The 16,942-nt window shown below is 66.6% G+C and carries 10 protein-coding genes, 3 rRNA genes and 1 pseudogene; 1 reads left to right on the forward strand and 13 read right to left on the reverse strand.

Features of this window, described 5'->3' with window-relative positions; all coding sequences use genetic code 11:
- Nucleotides 1-59: 59 nt before the first annotated feature.
- The 6 genes from rrf to CYJ76_RS05150 form a co-directional block, all read right to left on the reverse strand.
- Nucleotides 60-176, reverse strand: a 5S ribosomal RNA gene (gene rrf, locus CYJ76_RS05125).
- A 184-nt stretch (nucleotides 177-360) separates the two neighbouring features.
- Nucleotides 361-3,434, reverse strand: a 23S ribosomal RNA gene (locus CYJ76_RS05130).
- Nucleotides 3,435-3,809: 375 nt separating this feature from the next.
- Nucleotides 3,810-5,332 (reverse strand): 16S ribosomal RNA (locus CYJ76_RS05135).
- The 16S, 23S and 5S rRNA genes sit together here, the layout of an rRNA operon.
- Before the next feature lie 472 nt (nucleotides 5,333-5,804).
- On the reverse strand, nucleotides 5,805-7,121 hold the full coding sequence (gene tyrS, locus CYJ76_RS05140) for a tyrosine--tRNA ligase (RefSeq protein ID WP_237769717.1): 1,317 nt from the start codon (nucleotides 7,119-7,121) through the stop codon (nucleotides 5,805-5,807).
- Between the two features lie 72 nt (nucleotides 7,122-7,193).
- Nucleotides 7,194-8,636, reverse strand: a complete 1,443-nt coding sequence (gene argH / locus CYJ76_RS05145; protein ID WP_070703860.1) for an argininosuccinate lyase — start codon at nucleotides 8,634-8,636, stop codon at nucleotides 7,194-7,196.
- The gene (locus CYJ76_RS05150; RefSeq protein ID WP_070703858.1) at nucleotides 8,633-9,193 is read right to left on the reverse strand and encodes an arginine repressor; all 561 of its coding nucleotides are present in this window, start codon (nucleotides 9,191-9,193) and stop codon (nucleotides 8,633-8,635) included. Before CYJ76_RS05150 ends, argH begins: the two co-directional genes overlap by 4 nt.
- Nucleotides 9,194-9,240: 47 nt before the next feature.
- Between CYJ76_RS05150 and CYJ76_RS05155 the strand changes: the two genes are divergently transcribed.
- Nucleotides 9,241-10,266 carry a heparan-alpha-glucosaminide N-acetyltransferase domain-containing protein gene (locus CYJ76_RS05155; protein WP_101849448.1) on the forward strand — a complete coding sequence of 342 codons (1,026 nt, stop codon included), beginning with the start codon at nucleotides 9,241-9,243 and terminating at the stop codon, nucleotides 10,264-10,266.
- On the opposite strand, the gene CYJ76_RS05160 is transcribed toward CYJ76_RS05155, so the two are convergent.
- From CYJ76_RS05160 to infC, 7 genes and pseudogenes are all read right to left on the reverse strand, one after another.
- Nucleotides 10,237-11,031 carry an SDR family NAD(P)-dependent oxidoreductase gene (locus tag CYJ76_RS05160; RefSeq protein ID WP_070703854.1) on the reverse strand — a complete coding sequence of 265 codons (795 nt, stop codon included), beginning with the start codon at nucleotides 11,029-11,031 and terminating at the stop codon, nucleotides 10,237-10,239. The two genes, CYJ76_RS05155 and CYJ76_RS05160, sit on opposite strands and share 30 nt — an antisense overlap.
- Nucleotides 11,024-13,564 (reverse strand): phenylalanine--tRNA ligase subunit beta, encoded by a 2,541-nt coding sequence (gene pheT, locus CYJ76_RS05165; RefSeq protein ID WP_101849449.1) that lies wholly within the window; start codon nucleotides 13,562-13,564, stop codon nucleotides 11,024-11,026. The genes CYJ76_RS05160 and pheT overlap by 8 nt, the downstream gene beginning before the upstream one ends.
- Nucleotides 13,564-14,655, reverse strand: a complete 1,092-nt coding sequence (pheS, locus tag CYJ76_RS05170) for a phenylalanine--tRNA ligase subunit alpha (protein WP_101849450.1) — start codon at nucleotides 14,653-14,655, stop codon at nucleotides 13,564-13,566. Before pheS ends, pheT begins: the two co-directional genes overlap by 1 nt.
- 30 nt (nucleotides 14,656-14,685) lie before the next feature.
- The gene (locus CYJ76_RS05175; RefSeq protein WP_237769716.1) at nucleotides 14,686-15,495 is read right to left on the reverse strand and encodes a TrmH family RNA methyltransferase; all 810 of its coding nucleotides are present in this window, start codon (nucleotides 15,493-15,495) and stop codon (nucleotides 14,686-14,688) included.
- A gap of 167 nt (nucleotides 15,496-15,662) precedes the next feature.
- Nucleotides 15,663-16,019: pseudogene (gene rplT, locus CYJ76_RS05180) on the reverse strand (50S ribosomal protein L20); the annotation flags it as partial.
- Between the two features lie 50 nt (nucleotides 16,020-16,069).
- Nucleotides 16,070-16,264: a 50S ribosomal protein L35 gene (rpmI, locus tag CYJ76_RS05185; protein WP_070703846.1), complete on the reverse strand. Its 195-nt coding sequence runs from the start codon at nucleotides 16,262-16,264 to the stop codon at nucleotides 16,070-16,072.
- 71 nt (nucleotides 16,265-16,335) lie between these two features.
- Nucleotides 16,336-16,923, reverse strand: a complete 588-nt coding sequence (infC, locus tag CYJ76_RS05190) for a translation initiation factor IF-3 (protein ID WP_070703845.1) — start codon at nucleotides 16,921-16,923, stop codon at nucleotides 16,336-16,338.
- Between the last annotated feature and the right edge of the window lie 19 nt (nucleotides 16,924-16,942).

The raw sequence follows: 16,942 nt of genomic DNA on the forward strand, positions 1-16,942 counted from the left end.
CCCGGGAATGGTTTCAGCCCCGCCCAACAACAGTTGGGCGGGGCTGAAACAAACGTTGAGTTCGGCGGTGTCCTACTCTCCCACACCGTTCCCAGTGCAGTACCATCGGCGCTGAAGGGCTTAGCTTCCGGGTTCGGAATGTGACCGGGCGTTTCCCCTTCGCTATGACCACCGAAACACTCTCGTACTCACACACACTCTGGCGAGTCGATTCGTGTCTCGAACCACACACGCATGGTGGCCTCACGAGACTCGTATTCACTTGAACCAACCACCCACCCAGGCACAAACCCAAAGTGGTCGCTGGTTGTTTCCCGGGGTGTGTTTTCCGGGAACCACACAGTGGACGCGTAGCACCTTTGTAGCAAGTCATCGGCTTATTAGTACCGGTCAGCTCCACACATTACTGTGCTTCCACATCCGGCCTATCAACCCAGTAGTCTAGCTGGGAGCCTCTCACCCACAAGGGGCATGGAAACCTCATCTTGAAGCGTGCTTCCCGCTTAGATGCTTTCAGCGGTTATCACTTCCGAACGTAGCTAATCAGCGGTGCCCTTGGCAGAACAACTGACACACCAGAGGTTCGTCCATCCCGGTCCTCTCGTACTAGGGACAGCCCTTCTCAAGTTTCCTACGCGCGCAGCGGATAGGGACCGAACTGTCTCACGACGTTCTAAACCCAGCTCGCGTACCGCTTTAATGGGCGAACAGCCCAACCCTTGGGACCTACTCCAGCCCCAGGATGCGACGAGCCGACATCGAGGTGCCAAACCATGCCGTCGATATGAGCTCTTGGGCAGGATCAGCCTGTTATCCCCGGGGTACCTTTTATCCGTTGAGCGACGGCGATTCCACAATCCACCGTCGGGTCACTAGTTCCGACTTTCGTCCCTGCTCGACCTGTACGTCTCACAGTCAAGCTCCCTTGTGCACTTACACTCGAAACCTGGTTACCAACCAGGCTGAGGGAACCTTTGAGCGCCTCCGTTACCCTTTAGGAGGCAACCGCCCCAGTTAAACTACCCACCAGACACTGTCCCTGATCCGGATCACGGACCGAAGTTAGATACCCAGAGCGACCAGAGTGGTATTTCAACGATGACTCCACACACGCTGGCGCGTGCGCTTCACAGTCTCCCACCTATCCTACACAAGCCGCACCGAATACCAATACCAAGCTGTAGTAAAGGTCCCGGGGTCTTTCCGTCCTGCTGCGCGTAACGAGCATCTTTACTCGTAGTGCAATTTCGCCGAGTTCGCGGTTGAGACAGTGGAGAAGTCGTTACGCCATTCGTGCAGGTCGGAACTTACCCGACAAGGAATTTCGCTACCTTAGGATGGTTATAGTTACCACCGCCGTTTACTGGGGCTTAAGTTCAGAGCTGCACCCAAAAGGGTTGACTCGTCCCCTTAACCTTCCAGCACCGGGCAGGCGTCAGTCCGTATACATCGTCTTGCGACTTCGCACGGACCTGTGTTTTTAGTAAACAGTCGCTTCTCCCTGGTCTCTGCGGCCATCACCGCTGCCACCAGCAAGTGGTTTCACGGATCAGGCCCCCCTTCTCCCGAAGTTACGGGGGTATTTTGCCGAATTCCTTAACCACGATTCACTCGATCACCTTGGTATTCTCTACCTAACCACCTGAGTCGGTTTGGGGTACGGGCGGCTAGAACCTCGCTAGAAGATTTTCTCGGCAACATAGGATCACTGACTTCCCGCATACGCGGTCACCATCAGGTCTCAGGCACACGATGCACGGATTTACCTATACATCACCCTACACCCTTGGACGTGGACAACCATCGCCACGCAGCAGCTACCTTCTTGCGTCTCTCCATCGCTTGGCTACTACTGTCTCGGGTCCCGGGCTCACACCATCATCACAACACAAAGTGCCGATCAGCAGTGATCACACGGTTAGCATCCACAGCCTCGCCAGGGGCGGTCCTTCGCCGGTTCCGGAATATCAACCGGATGTCCATCGACTACGCCTGTCGGCCTCGCCTTAGGTCCCGACTTACCCAGGGCAGATTAGCTTGACCCTGGAACCCTTGGTTATTCGGTGGACGGGTTTCTCACCCGTCTTTCGCTACTCATGCCTGCATTCTCACTCGTGCAGCATCCACGACTGGATCACTCCGCCGCTTCACTCGCTACACGACGCTCCCCTACCCAACTTTCGTTGCCACAACTTCGGTGGTGTGCTTGAGCCCCGCTACATTGTCGGCGCGGAATCACTTGACCAGTGAGCTGTTACGCACTCTTTAAAGGGTGGCTGCTTCTAAGCCAACCTCCTGGTTGTCACAGCAACTCCACATCCTTTCCCACTTAGCACACGCTTAGGGACCTTAGTTGGTGATCTGGGCTGTTTCCCTCTCGACTACGAAGCTTATCCCCCGCAGTCTCACTGCCACGCTTCACTTACCAGCATTCGGAGTTTGGCTAACGTCAGTAACCCGGTGGGGCCCATTAGCTATCCAGTAGCTCTACCTCTGGCAAGAAACACGTGACGCTGCACCTAAATGCATTTCGGGGAGAACCAGCTATCACGGAGTTTGATTGGCCTTTCACCCCTACCCACAGCTCATCCCCTCAGTTTTCAACCTAAGTGGGTTCGGTCCTCCACGCCGTCTTACCGGCGCTTCAACCTGGCCATGGGTAGATCACTCCGCTTCGGGTCTAGACCCAGCGACTATGACGCCCTCTTCGGACTCGCTTTCGCTACGGCTTCCCCACACGGGTTAACCTTGCCACTGAGCACTAACTCGCAGGCTCATTCTTCAAAAGGCACGCAGTCACCCCGAAGGGCTCCTACGGATTGTAGGCACATGGTTTCAGGAACTATTTCACTCCCCTCCCGGGGTACTTTTCACCTTTCCCTCACGGTACTTGTCCGCTATCGGTCATCAGAGAATATTTAGGCTTACCGGGTGGTCCCGGCAGATTCACACGAGATTTCACGGGCCCCGTGCTACTCGGGAAACAACACAAACAGTGCCAGCAGTTTCGTCTACGGGGGTCGCACCCTCTCTGCCCGGCCCTTCAAGACCGTTCGACTACCACCAACATTTCTCACTGCCCCCGAGGCTGGTAGACCTCGGACGATCGCTCCCACAACCCCGACCACGCAACCCCTACCAGGTATCACACGTGACCGGTTTAGCCTCATCCGCTTTCGCTCGCCACTACTCACGGAATCACAATTGTTTTCTCTTCCTGTGGGTACTGAGATGTTTCACTTCCCCACGTTCCCTCCCTCTACCCTATATATTCAGGTAGCGGTGACTGGACTTGCCTCCAGCCGGGTTACCCCATTCGGAAATCCTCGGATCAACGTCTAGTTATCGACTACCCGAGGCTTATCGCAGATTCTCACGTCCTTCATCGGTTTCTGATGCCAAGGCATCCACCATGTGCCCTTAAAAACTTGACACAAAGATGCTCGCGTCCACTGTGAAGTTCTCAAAAAACAACCCCGCAACCCCAACCACACCACCAACAGGCAGCACGACCAGAATCAGGGAACCAGGATCAAACCCAGCCACACCGGGCTTGGTCCCTGGGGACCCAACAGTGTGTCAACAACCCAACCAGCCACACCACACACTTTCCCAACACCCCACAAGAGGCGCCGTACTCACACATGGCACAACCAACCAGATCATGATCAATCGATGTTCCACCCAGAAGCACCCTCCGTACCACACTCGGGCACGCAAAGGGCCCCACCACCCAACAGGATGATGAGTTACATGACACCACCAGCAACCAGAACAACCCGGCCACCAGGGCGTGATGAGCTCCTTAGAAAGGAGGTGATCCAGCCGCACCTTCCGGTACGGCTACCTTGTTACGACTTAGTCCCAATCACCGGTCCCACCTTAGACGGCTCCTCCCACAAGGGTTAGGCCACCGGCTTCGGGTGTTACCGACTTTCGTGACTTGACGGGCGGTGTGTACAAGGCCCGGGAACGTATTCACCGCAGCGTTGCTGATCTGCGATTACTAGCGACTCCGACTTCATGGGGTCGAGTTGCAGACCCCAATCCGAACTGAGACCGGTTTTTTGGGATTCGCTCCACCTCACGGCATCGCAACCCTCTGTACCGGCCATTGTAGCATGCTTGAAGCCCAAGACATAAGGGGCATGATGATTTGACGTCATCCCCACCTTCCTCCGAGTTGACCCCGGCAGTCTCCTATGAGTCCCCACCATCACGTGCTGGCAACATAGAACGAGGGTTGCGCTCGTTGCGGGACTTAACCCAACATCTCACGACACGAGCTGACGACAACCATGCACCACCTGTGCACCAGTCCGAAGAAGATCCCATCTCTGGGACTGTCCGGTGCATGTCAAGCCTTGGTAAGGTTCTTCGCGTTGCATCGAATTAATCAGCATGCTCCGCCGCTTGTGCGGGCCCCCGTCAATTCCTTTGAGTTTTAGCCTTGCGGCCGTACTCCCCAGGCGGGGCGCTTAATGCGTTAGCTTCGACACGGATCTCGTGGAATGAGACCCACGCCTAGCGCCCAACGTTTACGGCATGGACTACCAGGGTATCTAATCCTGTTCGCTCCCCATGCTTTCGCTTCTCAGCGTCAGTAATGGCCCAGAGACCTGCCTTCGCCATCGGTGTTCCTCCTGATATCTGCGCATTCCACCGCTACACCAGGAATTCCAGTCTCCCCTACCACACTCTAGTCTGCCCGTACCCACTGCACGTCCAGGGTTAAGCCCCAGATTTTCACAGCAGACGCGACAAACCGCCTACAAGCTCTTTACGCCCAATAATTCCGGACAACGCTCGCACCCTACGTATTACCGCGGCTGCTGGCACGTAGTTAGCCGGTGCTTCTTCTGCAGGTACCGTCACAAAAGCTTCTTCCCTGCTGAAAGAGGTTTACAACCCGAAGGCCGTCATCCCTCACGCGGCGTCGCTGCATCAGGCTTTCGCCCATTGTGCAATATTCCCCACTGCTGCCTCCCGTAGGAGTCTGGGCCGTGTCTCAGTCCCAGTGTGGCCGGTCGCCCTCTCAGGCCGGCTACCCGTCGTCGCCTTGGTAGGCCATTACCCCACCAACAAGCTGATAGGACGCGAGTCCATCCACCACCGATAAATCTTTCCACCAACACCCCATGCAAGGGTTGGTCGTATCCAGTATTAGACGCCGTTTCCAGCGCTTATCCCAGAGTGATGGGCAGGTTACTCACGTGTTACTCACCCGTTCGCCACTGATCCACGAGTGCAAGCACCCGCTTCACCGTTCGACTTGCATGTGTTAAGCACGCCGCCAGCGTTCGTCCTGAGCCAGGATCAAACTCTCCGTAGAAAATTCAATACTGGCAGAGTCAGAATGAGTCGCTGGACTCAAACTTCATCGCCAAAGAAATCAACCAAACACACCCACGACCGACCAACCACAAAGGCCAGCCACGCCATGGATGCGAAAGGGATACAACAAAATAATTTGGCATCGATTCATGACACACTGTTGAGTTCTCAAGGACCAAACACTCCCCAACACCCACCGCACACACAGCGCGATCTCGTTCAGGGGCGATCCACAACCTTACACCATCCCAGCCCCGCTCACCAACCCGCCCCACGAAGGACAGACCAGATCACCAGACCTGAGAGAAAGAGGTTGCCGCCACCCAGACCCCGGACCCACACTCCCCGGTCTCCCGGAGCGAGCCACCCGGCTGGGCAACGAGGAGGAACAATACACACCCAGCGGGCCCGACGCAAAACGGGCCGCCCGGGTGGTCCCCGGACGGCCCGTTCTGCGGACGGGATGCGGCTCAGCCGCCCTCGCTGAGGCGGGCTGCGGCCATCGACTTGCGACCACGACGCACGACGGCCACGCGCCCCGCGAGGAAGTCGTCCGCGGCGATGGCACCGTCGATCCCCTCGATCCGGGTTCCGTTGACCGACATCGCGCCCTCTGCGAGGAGTCGCTTGGCGGCCTTGCGGGAGTCGGCGAAGCCGCACGCCACCACGACGTCGATCCAGGCGTCGCCCACCTGGACGTCGGCACCGGCCAGCTCGGCGGTCGCATCCGTCAGGGCCCGGGGGTCCACGGCCGCCAGGTCACCCTTGCCGAAGAGCGCCTCGGCGGCCTGCTGGACGGCTGTCGTCGCGTCGTCACCGTGCACGAGCCGGGTCATGTCCTCGGCGAGCGCCTTCTGTGCCGCACGGCGGAAAGGCTCCTCGGCCACCTGGCGCTCCAGCTCGGCGATGTCCTCGGGGGAACGGTCGGTGAAGAGCTTGAGGTAGGAGACCACCGTGGCGTCGTCCGCGTTGACCCAGAACTGGTAGAAGGCCCACGGGGAGGTGAGCTCGGCATCCAGCCAAATGGCGTTCCCCTCGGACTTGCCGAACTTGCGGCCCGAGGCGTCCGTGACCAGCGGCGTGGAGAGCGCATGGACGGACTCCCCCGTGGTCCGGTGCACGTAGTCCACACCGCTGCTCAGGTTGCCCCACTGGTCGCCACCACCGATCTGCAACCGGCAGTCGTACTGCTCGTGCAGGTGGCCGTAGTCGAAGCCCTGCAGCAGCTGGTAGCTGAACTCGGTGTAGGAGATCCCCTCCTCGGAGGCCAGGCGCGCGGCGATGGCGTCCTTCTTGAGCATCTGGTTGACGCGGAAGTGCTTGCCGACGTCCCGCAGGAAGTCCAGCGCGCTCAGACCCCCGAACCAGTCGAGGTTGTTCACCGGGACCGCAGCGTTCTCCCCCTCGAAGTCGAGGAAGGGCCGCACCTGGTGGGCAATCGAGTCCACCCAGCCGCGCACGGTCTCCGGGCTGTTGAGGGTGCGCTCGGAGGTGGGACGCGGGTCGCCGATGAGGCCCGTGGACCCGCCGACGAGGACGAGCGGACGGTGGCCCGCCTGCTGGAGGCGGCGCATCGTGAGCAGCTGGACGAGGTGTCCCACGTGCAGGGAGGGTGCCGTCGGGTCGAATCCGCAGTAGAAGGTCACCGGCCCCCGGGCCATCAGGTCACGAAGGGCCTCGAGGTCCGTGGACTGGCCGATGAGGCCGCGCCACTGGAGCTCGTCGACCACCGCTGCACGGGTGCGCGCTGCTGCGCCGTCCACGGGGTTCCCGGTGTTCTCGCTCACGGCGCACACTGTGCCACAGGCCCCGCCTCCTCCCGGTGCGGGGTGGAGACGGGGCCCGTGCACGCCATCGGATCAGGCCTGCTGCGCGGAACGTCCTCCGGTGGCCGTCTGGACCTCGGCGGTGACGCGGTCCAGGGCCTCGGTGAGCTCCTGCCACTGCTCGGCCACCCGCACCGGCGCCGTCCCGCCGCGACCGTCGCGGGCCTCCACCGACCCGCGGACGTCGAGGACGGACCGCACCTCGGGGGTGAGCGCGGGGTGCACCTGTGCCAGGTCCTCGTCGGGCAGCTCGTCGAGCTCGATGCCGGCCGCCTCGCACCGCCGCACGCACTCCCCCGAGGCCTCGTGGGCGTCCCGGAAGGGCACGCCCTGGCGGACCATCCAGTCGGCGAGGTCGGTGGCCAGCGAGAACCCGCGCGGCGCGGAGGCCTCCATCGTGTCGGGGTGGAAGGTGAGGGTGCGCACCATGCCGGCCACCGCGGGGAGCAGCAGGACGGCGGTGTCGTGCGCGTCGAAGGCCGGCTCCTTGTCCTCCTGCAGGTCGCGGTTGTAGGCCAGTGGGAGTCCCTTGAGCGTGGCCATGAGGCCCGCCAGGTCCCCGATGAGTCGTCCGCTCTTGCCGCGGGCCAGTTCGGCGACGTCGGGGTTCTTCTTCTGCGGCATGATGCTGGAGCCGGTGGAGAAGGCGTCCGAGAGCGTCACGTAGCGGAACTCCGCGGTGGCCCAGAGGATCACCTCCTCGCTGAGGCGTGACATCGAGATGCCCAGCTGGGCGATGACGAAGCAGAACTCGGCCACCAGGTCACGCGAGGCGGTGCCGTCGATGCTGTTGGGCACCGAGTCGCTGAAGCCCAGCTCGTGGGCCACGGAGACGGGGTCCAGCCCGAGGGAGGTCCCGGCCAGGGCGGCCGACCCGTAGGCAGACCGGTCGAGTCGGCACGCGAGGTCCCGCAGCCGCTCGAGATCACGGAGGAACGACCACGCGTGGGCGCCGAGGTGGTGGGCCAGCAGCACCGGCTGAGCGTGCTGCAGGTGAGTACGGCCCGGCATCACCGCGTCGGGGTGGCGACGGGACTGTTCCCCGAGGGCGTCGACCACGTCGGCCACCTGGTCGGCGACCTCGGCGATCGCGTCGCGCAGGTACAGGCGCACCTGGGTGGCGATCTGGTCGTTGCGCGAACGACCGGCGCGCAGACGGCCACCGACCTCCGGGCCGACCCGCTCCACGAGACCCCGCTCGAGGGCGGAGTGGACGTCCTCGTCCTCGGGCACGACCGTGAAGGTCCCCGCCTCGAGGTCGGCCTCCAACTGGTCCAGGCCGCCCACGATGGCGTCCCGGTCGGCCTCAGTGAGGATACCGGCGCGGTGCAGGGCCCGGGCGTGGGCGCGCGAGCCGGCGAGGTCGTAGGGCGCCAGGCGCATGTCGAAGTGGGTCGAGCGGCTCAGTGCCGTGAGGGCGTCGTCGCCGGCCCCTTCGAACCGACCGCCCCACAGGCCGCCTGCCTGCGGGCTCACTGATCGGCTCCGGCGGTGGTGTCGGGGTTCTGGTGCACTGGGGCTCCTTCGGTGTCGGTGCGTCGGGTGGCCAGGGTGAGCAGCTGGGCGGCGAGGCGCTCCCCCGCATCGGGGCCACCGCGGGCCACGAGCAGCAGGGTGTCGTCGCCCGCGACAGTGCCCAGGAGGGCGTCGAGCTCGGCCTGGTCGAGCATGCTGGCAAGGTACTGGGCAGCGCCCGGCGGGGTGCGGGCGACGACGAGGTTGCCGGTGGACTCGGCGCTCACGAGGAGGTCTCCCACCGCACGGCGGAGGCGGCCGGGGATCACCTCGGTGGCCTCGGCGGCACGCGGGGTGCGGTCGCCCCCGAGTCCGGGGACGGCGTACACGAGGGCTCCACCGTGGCGCACCTTGACCGCGCCCAACTCATCGAGGTCACGCGAGAGGGTGCCCTGCGACACCTCGACGCCGTGCGCACGCAGCATGTCCATGAGTTGTGGTTGTGTGTGCACGTCGTTCCGCGTCACCAGGTCGGCGATCAGCTGACGCCTCGCCGTGGGGGTGGTGGCTACTGGCATGACCTGAATATTTCACACACCTGCATGTTCATCCAAACGGGGTCGTCATGAGCTCTTCGCCGTCGTCAACTGCGCCTCGCCGGGAACTGGGACTCGACGCCGCCCGCGGCGCCTCGATCGTGGGCATGTTCGTCGCCCACTTCGCCCCGTCCGGTGGGCCCGGACAGCTGCTGAACCTCTCTGAGTTCTTCGCCGCGTCGCTGTTCGTCATGCTGGTGGGAGCAGGCACGGCCATCTCCGCTGAGCGCAACGGGTTCCTGCGCACGGTGGCCGGAATCATCCCGCGGGCCGTCGTCCTCGTCGTACTCGGTGCGTGGCTCGAGACCCAGGGTGCCCAGATCGCCATCGTGCTGCAGGCGCTGGCTGCAGCCGTCCTCGTCAGCCCGCTGCTGGCCCTGCTGCCCAGCTGGATCGTCGGGGTGGTCGCCGTCTCCTGCGTCGTCATCACCCCCCTGGCTCGGGACTGGTCCGTGCCGCTCTACCGGCGGGCCCTGCTGGAGGGCGATGACCTCCGCGCGACGATCCTGCACGTCGTGGCTGCCGACCCGCACTACCGACTCATCCCCTTCGTCGCCTACATGGCCGTCGGTGTCCTCCTGCTGCGGCACGCCCGACAGGGGCGCCTCCGCCAGCTCCTGCTGGCGTGCACCGGCCTCGCGCTCACGGCTGCGCTCATGGTCGGCCACCGCCTCGGCGTCCTGGTCATGGTCGCCGACTCCGGAAGCTGGGTAGAGACCCTGGCCAACACCGACATGGCGGTCTGGGGGTTCACGACGGCATTCCTCCTGGCAGGCACCGTCCCCGCCCTCGCGAGGCCCCTCGCGACCATGGGTATGTCGGCCCTGAGCCTCTACGCCGCCCATGTGCTGGCAAGTGCCTGGTGGGCACGGCAGTACGGCCACGACAACTCGTGGACGCTCCTGGCCGCCTGCACCGTCGGAGGTCTCGCACTCGCCTGGCTCTGGCAGCGCTTCCTCCCCGGACGGGGCCCCGTCGAGCTCATCAGCGACTCAACGGCTGCCCTGGCCCGACGGCTCGTCCCCTCAGGCGAGAGGGTCGCCCGGCCCGTATGACCTGAGGCCCAGGGTGCGGGCCGGGCCGGAGGGGGTGACCTGCCGGAGCGTCTCCACCGTGTCCGCACCGGCCCGCACCATGCGCCCGGACCACGCGTCCAGGCGCCCGTCGGCCAGGGCCAACGCCAGTTCGACCACCTCCGCGGGCTCCGTCCAGTCGGTCCGGTCGTCGTGCATCGGCATGGAGGCGGTCATGTCCGTGCGGACCACCCCCGGGGCGAGGTCGAAGGCGCGCAGTGCCCGCTCCGCACCAGCCTCGTGGAGACCGCCGGTGATGCGGGAGAGCGCCGACTTGCTCGCCCCGTAGGCGGCGTAGGTGCCGGAGTTGCGCGTGCCGGAGCCCGAGTTGAGCATGACGACACGGCCACATCCGGCCTCGAGCATGCGGGGCGCCAGCGCGTGGGCCACCAGCAGCGGTCCCCGCACGTTCACCTCGATGACCCGCCAGAGCTCCTCGACGTCGACCTCCCACAGCGGGGCCTCGGTCTCGATGACGCCTGCGACCACGAGCGCGGCGTCGAGCCCGGCGTGCTCCTGCCAGGACGCAGCGACGACCTCGTCGACGGCCTCGGCGTCGGTCACCTCCAGGACGTGGCAGCTCACCGTCGCGCCGTGAGCGTGACAGTCGTCGGCCACCACGGCGAGGTCCCCGGCATCGCGGGCGGTGAGGGCGAGGTCCCACCCGGCCGCGGCGAACCCACGCGCCAGGTGGGCCCCGATGCCGCGGGAGGCCCCGACGACCAGGGCGGACCGGCGCTCAGCCACGGTGCTCCGCCCCGGTGCGCTCGGCAGCCAGGGCGATGGCGGCGTCGCGCGCCGCGTTGGTCTCCTCGTTGGTCAGCGTCCGGTCGGCGGCCCGGAAGGTCAGGCGCCACGCCGTGCTGCGCCGACCCTCGCCCACCTGCTCACCGGTGTACTGGTCGAACATCTCCACCGACTCCAGGTGCTCCCCCGCGCCCTCGCGCAGCGCGGACTCCAGGGCGGCGGCCGGCACCGATGCGTCGGTGACCAGTGCCACGTCCACCCGCGAGTGCGGCTGGGCGGAGAAGTCCTGGTGCGTGGAGACCTCCGGGGAGGCGGCCACGAGGGCGTCGACGTCGACCTCGAAGGCGACGGTGCGCTCCGGCAGCTCCAGCTCCGTCAGGCGCTGCGGGTGCAGCTCGCCGGCGTGGCCCCAGACGGTGCCGTCCGCGAGGACGAGACGTGCGCAGCGGCCGGGATGGAAGGGCGCGTGCTGCGCCTGTTCGACCGTGACCTCCACCCCGAAGCGGGACGCCAGGGAGAGCACGACCTCCAGCGCGTCGGACCACTCGGCGACGCGGGCCGGGCCCCACCAGCCCTGGCGCTCCCACTCGCCGGCGATGATGCCGGCGGCGTGGAACGGCTGGTGCGGCACGGCGTCGGCCAGGGCCGCGAGCATCTCCGCGGACGCGGGGACACCCACCTCCTGCACCGGGGCCACACCGTCGCCGTGGGGGATGACGACGCGCCCGAGCTCGTAGACCGCAGCCCGGCGCTGGCCGCGGGCCAGGTTGCGACGGGCGGCCGGCACGAGCGTCTGCAGCAGGTCCGTGCGCAGGAAGGGCTCCTCGGCGCGCAGCGGGTTGTGCAGGCGCACCGCGTTGCGGCGCGGGTCGTCCTCCGGGTAGCCCAGGCGGTCCCACTGCTCGGCGGAGGTCATGGGCAGCGTCACGACCTGGTGGAGGCCCGCATCGGCCAGGAGGTCCGCGGCGATGCGGCGGCGACGCTGCGACAGCGTCAGACCACGCCCGCCGGGGGCCTTGGGCAGGACCGAGGGGATGGCGTCGTAGCCACCCAGCCGAGCGACCTCCTCGACGAGGTCCTCGGGGATCCTCAGGTCCGGGCGCCAGGACGGCGGCAGGACGGTCACCACACCGTGGTCCCCCTCGGCGGCGTCGCCCCGGTCGGCGGTCACCTCGCACCCGATCATGCGCAGCCGCTCCACCACCGTGCGGCGGTCGTAGTCGACGCCGACGACGGCGCTCGGGCGGCCGGTGCCAAAGGCGAACGTCTCCGGCGCCGAGGTCTCGTCGACCTCGGTGAAGGCCTCCTCGGCCACTCCCCCGCCGAGATCCACGAGGAGGTCCACCGCCATCTGCGCGGCCGCCGGAGCGAGCTGCGGGTCGACCCGGCGCTCGTAGCGCTTGGAGGCCTCGGACACCAAGCGGTGGCGACGCGCGGTGCGGGCGATCCCGACGGCCTCGAAGTGGGCGGACTCCAGCAGGAGGTCGGTGGTGGTCTCCGAGATCTCGGAGTCCTGGCCACCCATGACACCGGCGAGGGCCACGGGGACACCACCGGAGGCGATGACGAGGTCCTCGGCGTCCAGGGTGCGCTCCCGGCCGTCGAGTGTGGTGAGCTTCTCCCCCGCCTGCGCCCGGCGCACCTCGATGCCACCGGACACCGCGCCCAGGTCGAAGGCGTGGAGGGGCTGGCCGACCGCCAGCATCACGTAGTTGGTGACGTCCACCACGAGCCCCAGCGGGCGCACCCCGGCGTCGGTGAGGCGCTTGGCCATCCAGCGCGGGGTCGGGCGGGAACGGTCGATGCCGCGCACCACACGAGCGACGTAGCGGTCGCAGCCCGGGACGCCGCGGACCGGCGCCTCGTCGCGGAGGGCCACCGGGACGCCCGGCCCGGAGGGCGTGTCGACCTCGAGCAGGGCGGGGTCGGTGAAGGTGGCGCCGGTCGAGTGCGCGTACTCGCGGGCCAGACCGCGGATGCTCATGGCGTAGCCACGGTCCGGGGTCACGTTCACCTCGATGGTCTCGGTGTCCAGGCCCAGCAGCGGCAGGGCGTCCTGGCCGGGCTCCAGGCCCGCGGACTGCTCACCCAGGTACTCGGTGAGCACGATGATGCCGTCGTGGTCGTCCCCCAGGCCGAGCTCGGAGGCTGAGCAGATCATGCCCGCCGACAGGTGGCCGTAGGTCTTGCGCTCGCTGATGGCGAAGCCGCCGGCCAGGACGGCCCCCGGCAGGGAGACGACCACGAGGTCCCCGGCGTCGAAGTTGTGCGCGCCGCAGACGATGCCCTGGGGCTCCCCGGTGCCGTTGGCATCCCCGACGTCCACCTGGCACCAGTTGATGGTCTTGCCGTTCTTCTGCGGCTCCGGCTCGCGCGAGAGCACGCGACCGACGACGACCGGACCGGTCACCATCGGCGCGCCGAGGGACTCCTCCTCGAAGCCCACCTTCACGAGGGCGGCCGCGACCTCGGCCCCGGTGGTGCCCGCGGGCAGGTCGACGTACTCGGACAGCCAGCTGATCGGGATGAGCATCAGACCTCCACCGTGAAGTTCGTGTTGAAGCGGACGTCGCCCTCGATGAGGTCGCGCAGGTCGCCGACGCCGTTGCGGAAGATGAGGGCGCGCTCCACGCCCATGCCGAACGCGAAGCCGGTGTAGACCTCGGGGTCCACCCCGCAGGCGCGCAGCACGTTCGGGTGGACCATGCCGCAGCCGCCCCACTCGATCCAACCGGTGCCGCCGCAGGTGCGGCAGGCGGTGTCCTCACCGCGGCAGACGGTGCACAGGAAGTCCATCTCCGCACTCGGCTCGGTGAAGGGGAAGAAGTTGGGACGCAGGCGGGTGGTGATCCCCTCGCCGAAAAGCTCGGCGGCGAAGTGGTCCAGGGTGCCGCGCAGGTGCGCCATGGTGAGGCCCTTGTCGACCGCCAGGCCCTCGATCTGGTGGAAGACCGGCAGGTGGGTGGCGTCGATCTCGTCGGTGCGGCCCACCTTGCCGGGGACCGCCACGTACAGCGGGGCACCGCACTCGATGAGGGCGCGAGCCTGCACCGGGGAGGTGTGCGTGCGCATCACGAGGTTACGCTCGGGCGGGTCGACGTAGAAGGTGTCGGCCTCGGCGCGGGCCGGGTGGTCAGCGTCGAAGTTGAGCGCGTCGAAGTTGAACCACTCCGCCTCGACCTCGGGGCCCTCGGCGATCTCCCAGCCCAGCCCGGTGAAGATCTCGGCCATGCGCTGCTGCACGAGCTCCACGGGGTGGCGGGAGCCGACGCTGCGCCGGGCCGGGAGGGCGGTGACGTCGACGGTCTCCTCGAGGAGGATCTGCTCGGCCCGCTGCGCCTGGAGGGCCTCCTCGCGGGCGGCCAGGACCTTGTTCACCCGCCCCTTGGCCTGACCGACGATGCGCCCGGCGTCCTTCTTCTGCTCGTTGGGCAGCTGGCCGATGCTGCGGTTGGCCAGGGAGAGCGGCGCGCGGTCACCGAGGTGGGCCAGGCGGGCAGTCTTCAGCTCCTCCAGGGAGCCGGCCGCCTCGAGGTCCGCGACGGCCTGCTCGACGAGCGCGTCGACGGCCTCCTGGGTGATCTCGGGGGCCGTCTCGGGCGGGGTGTGGTCCGGGCTCGACATGCCCCGCATCCTACGGCCCGGGGCGGCGCGTCAGGCGCGTGCGGGGTGCATCGCCGAGGCGTAGAGGCAGACGGCGGCGGCGGTGGCGAGATTGAGCGACTCGGCACGCCCCAGCAGGGGGACGGCCACCGCGTCGTCGCAGGCGGCCACCTGGGCGTCCGGCAGGCCGCGGGCCTCGTTGCCGAAGACCCACAGGTGGGGGCCGGTCAGGTCGGCCGCGGGCAGCGTCGTGGTGGCGTAGCCGTCGGCGGCCACGAGGCGCACGGAGCCGGCCGTCGCCTCACGCAGGACCTCGAAGGGGACGCCGGTGACCACCGGGAGGTGGTGCAGCGAGCCGGCCGTGGAGCGCACGACCTTGGGGTTGGTGACGTCGACCGAGGCGTCGGTGACCACGACGAAGGACGCACCGGCGGCGTCGGCAGCGCGCACGACCGTCCCGAGGTTGCCCGGGTCACGGACCTCCGAGAGCACCGCGCCGAAGCCCTCCCCCAGTCCCGGGAGCACCTCCTCGAGGGTGGCCGGGCGCCACCGGGCAACGGCCACGATGCCGGCGGGCGTGTCCGCATCGGCGATGGTGCGCAGCACCCCGGCGTCCACGAGGTGGGAGTGGACGGGCGTGGACTCGAGCAGCTCGCGGAACTCGGCCTGGGTGGTGAGGAAGTCCGCGGTGACGAAGACGTCCTCGGCGAGCTCGGGCTCGTGCCGCAGCAGCTCGCGGACGCACTGGGGGCCCTCCACGAGGTAGCGCCCGGTGCGCCGACGCGCCGAACGCCGGCCCAGCTGTGCCGCCGCCCGGACCCGCCCCGATGTGGAGGTCAGGTGGGTGTCACGGGGGAGCACGGTGGACCGGCGTTCGGTGGTGTGGTGGGAACTCAGGCGTTCGCGGCCACGTTCTCGGCCTCGCGAGAAGCCTCGACGGAGGCGCTGTCGCCAGCCTGGGCGGCAGCGGTGGCGGCCTTCTGGCCACGCGGGGCGGCGCCGGCGGTGGCGGTCTCGTCACCCTTGACGGCCGGGACGTTGGCGCGGGCGATCTCCACCAGGGCGGTGAAGGTGGCCGGGTCGTTGACGGCCAGCTCGGCCAGCATGCGGCGGTCGACCTCGACCTCCGCGATCTTCAGGCCCTGGATGAACCGGTTGTAGGTCATGCCGTTCGCGCGGGCCGCAGCGTTGATGCGCTGGATCCACAGACGGCGGAAGTCGCCCTTGCGGTCCTTGCGGTGGTCGAACGAGTAGACCAGCGAGTGGGTGACCTGCTCCTTGGCCTTGCGGTAGAGACGCGAGCGCTGGCCGCGGTAACCGCTGGCGCGCTCGAGAACGACTCGACGCTTCTTCTGGGCGTTGACTGCCCGCTTCACGCGTGCCACGTGGTAACTCCTTGAATCAGTAGGTAGGTGCTGGGGAGATCAGGCGCGGGTCAGATACCCAGCAGCTTCTTGATCTTCTTCTCGTCGGCCTTGGCCACCGGCACGTCGTTCACCAGGCGGCGGGCGTCGCTGGACGAACGCTCCTGGAACTTGTGGACGTGGCGGGCGCGCTGGCGCATGATCTTGCCGCTGCCGGTCACGCGGAAACGCTTCTTGGTACCGGAGTGGGTCTTGTTCTTCGGCATGGGCCGATCCCTTCGTTCTGACGGACAGGTGGGGCGGCACGGCGGAACCGTGCCGGGGAGGTCGGAGGACCTCAGGCTTCTGCGGGCGCCTCGGCGGCCTGCTGGGCCGGCGTCTCGGGCTGGTCGGACTCGCCCTTGCGCTCCCGCTTCTTGGCCTCCTGCTCCTTGCGGCGTGCCGCCTGGGCCTGGGCCTTGTTGCGGGTCGAGCCGAAGACCATGGTCATGTTGCGGCCGTCCTGCTTGGGCTTGCTCTCGACGACGCCCAGCTCGCTGATGTCCTCGGCCAGGCGCTGCAGCAGGCGGAAGCCCAGCTCGGGCTTCGACTGCTCGCGGCCACGGAACATGATGGTGACCTTGACCTTGTCGCCGGCGGACAGGAAGCGCTCGACGTGACCCTTCTTGGTCTCGTAGTCGTGCTGGTCGATCTTCGGCCGGAGCTTGATCTCCTTGATGACCGTGTTGACCTGCTTCTTGCGCGACTCACGGTCCTTCATGGCGTTCTCGTACTTGAACTTGCCGTAGTCCATGAGCTTGGCGACCGGAGGCTTGGCCATGGGAGCGACCTCCACGAGATCCAGGTCGGCCTCGGCTGCCAGACGCAGGGCGTCCTTGACGCGCACGATGCCGACCTGCTCGCCGTTGGGGCCGACCAACCGCACTTCCGGGACCCGGATGCGG

It is taken from the genome of Kytococcus schroeteri, from assembly GCF_002847825.1.
Lineage (GTDB): Bacteria > Actinomycetota > Actinomycetes > Actinomycetales > Dermatophilaceae > Kytococcus > Kytococcus schroeteri.

Coding starts and splice junctions, on each gene's coding strand:
- pheS (WP_101849450.1), bottom strand. CDS start 14,655: ATGTCGAGCCCGGACCACACCCCGCCCGAGACGGCCCCCGAGATCACC.
- CYJ76_RS05155 (WP_101849448.1), top strand. CDS start 9,241: ATGAGCTCTTCGCCGTCGTCAACTGCGCCTCGCCGGGAACTGGGACTC.
- pheT (WP_101849449.1), bottom strand. CDS start 13,564: ATGCTCATCCCGATCAGCTGGCTGTCCGAGTACGTCGACCTGCCCGCG.
- rpmI (WP_070703846.1), bottom strand. CDS start 16,264: ATGCCGAAGAACAAGACCCACTCCGGTACCAAGAAGCGTTTCCGCGTG.
- CYJ76_RS05150 (WP_070703858.1), bottom strand. CDS start 9,193: ATGCCAGTAGCCACCACCCCCACGGCGAGGCGTCAGCTGATCGCCGAC.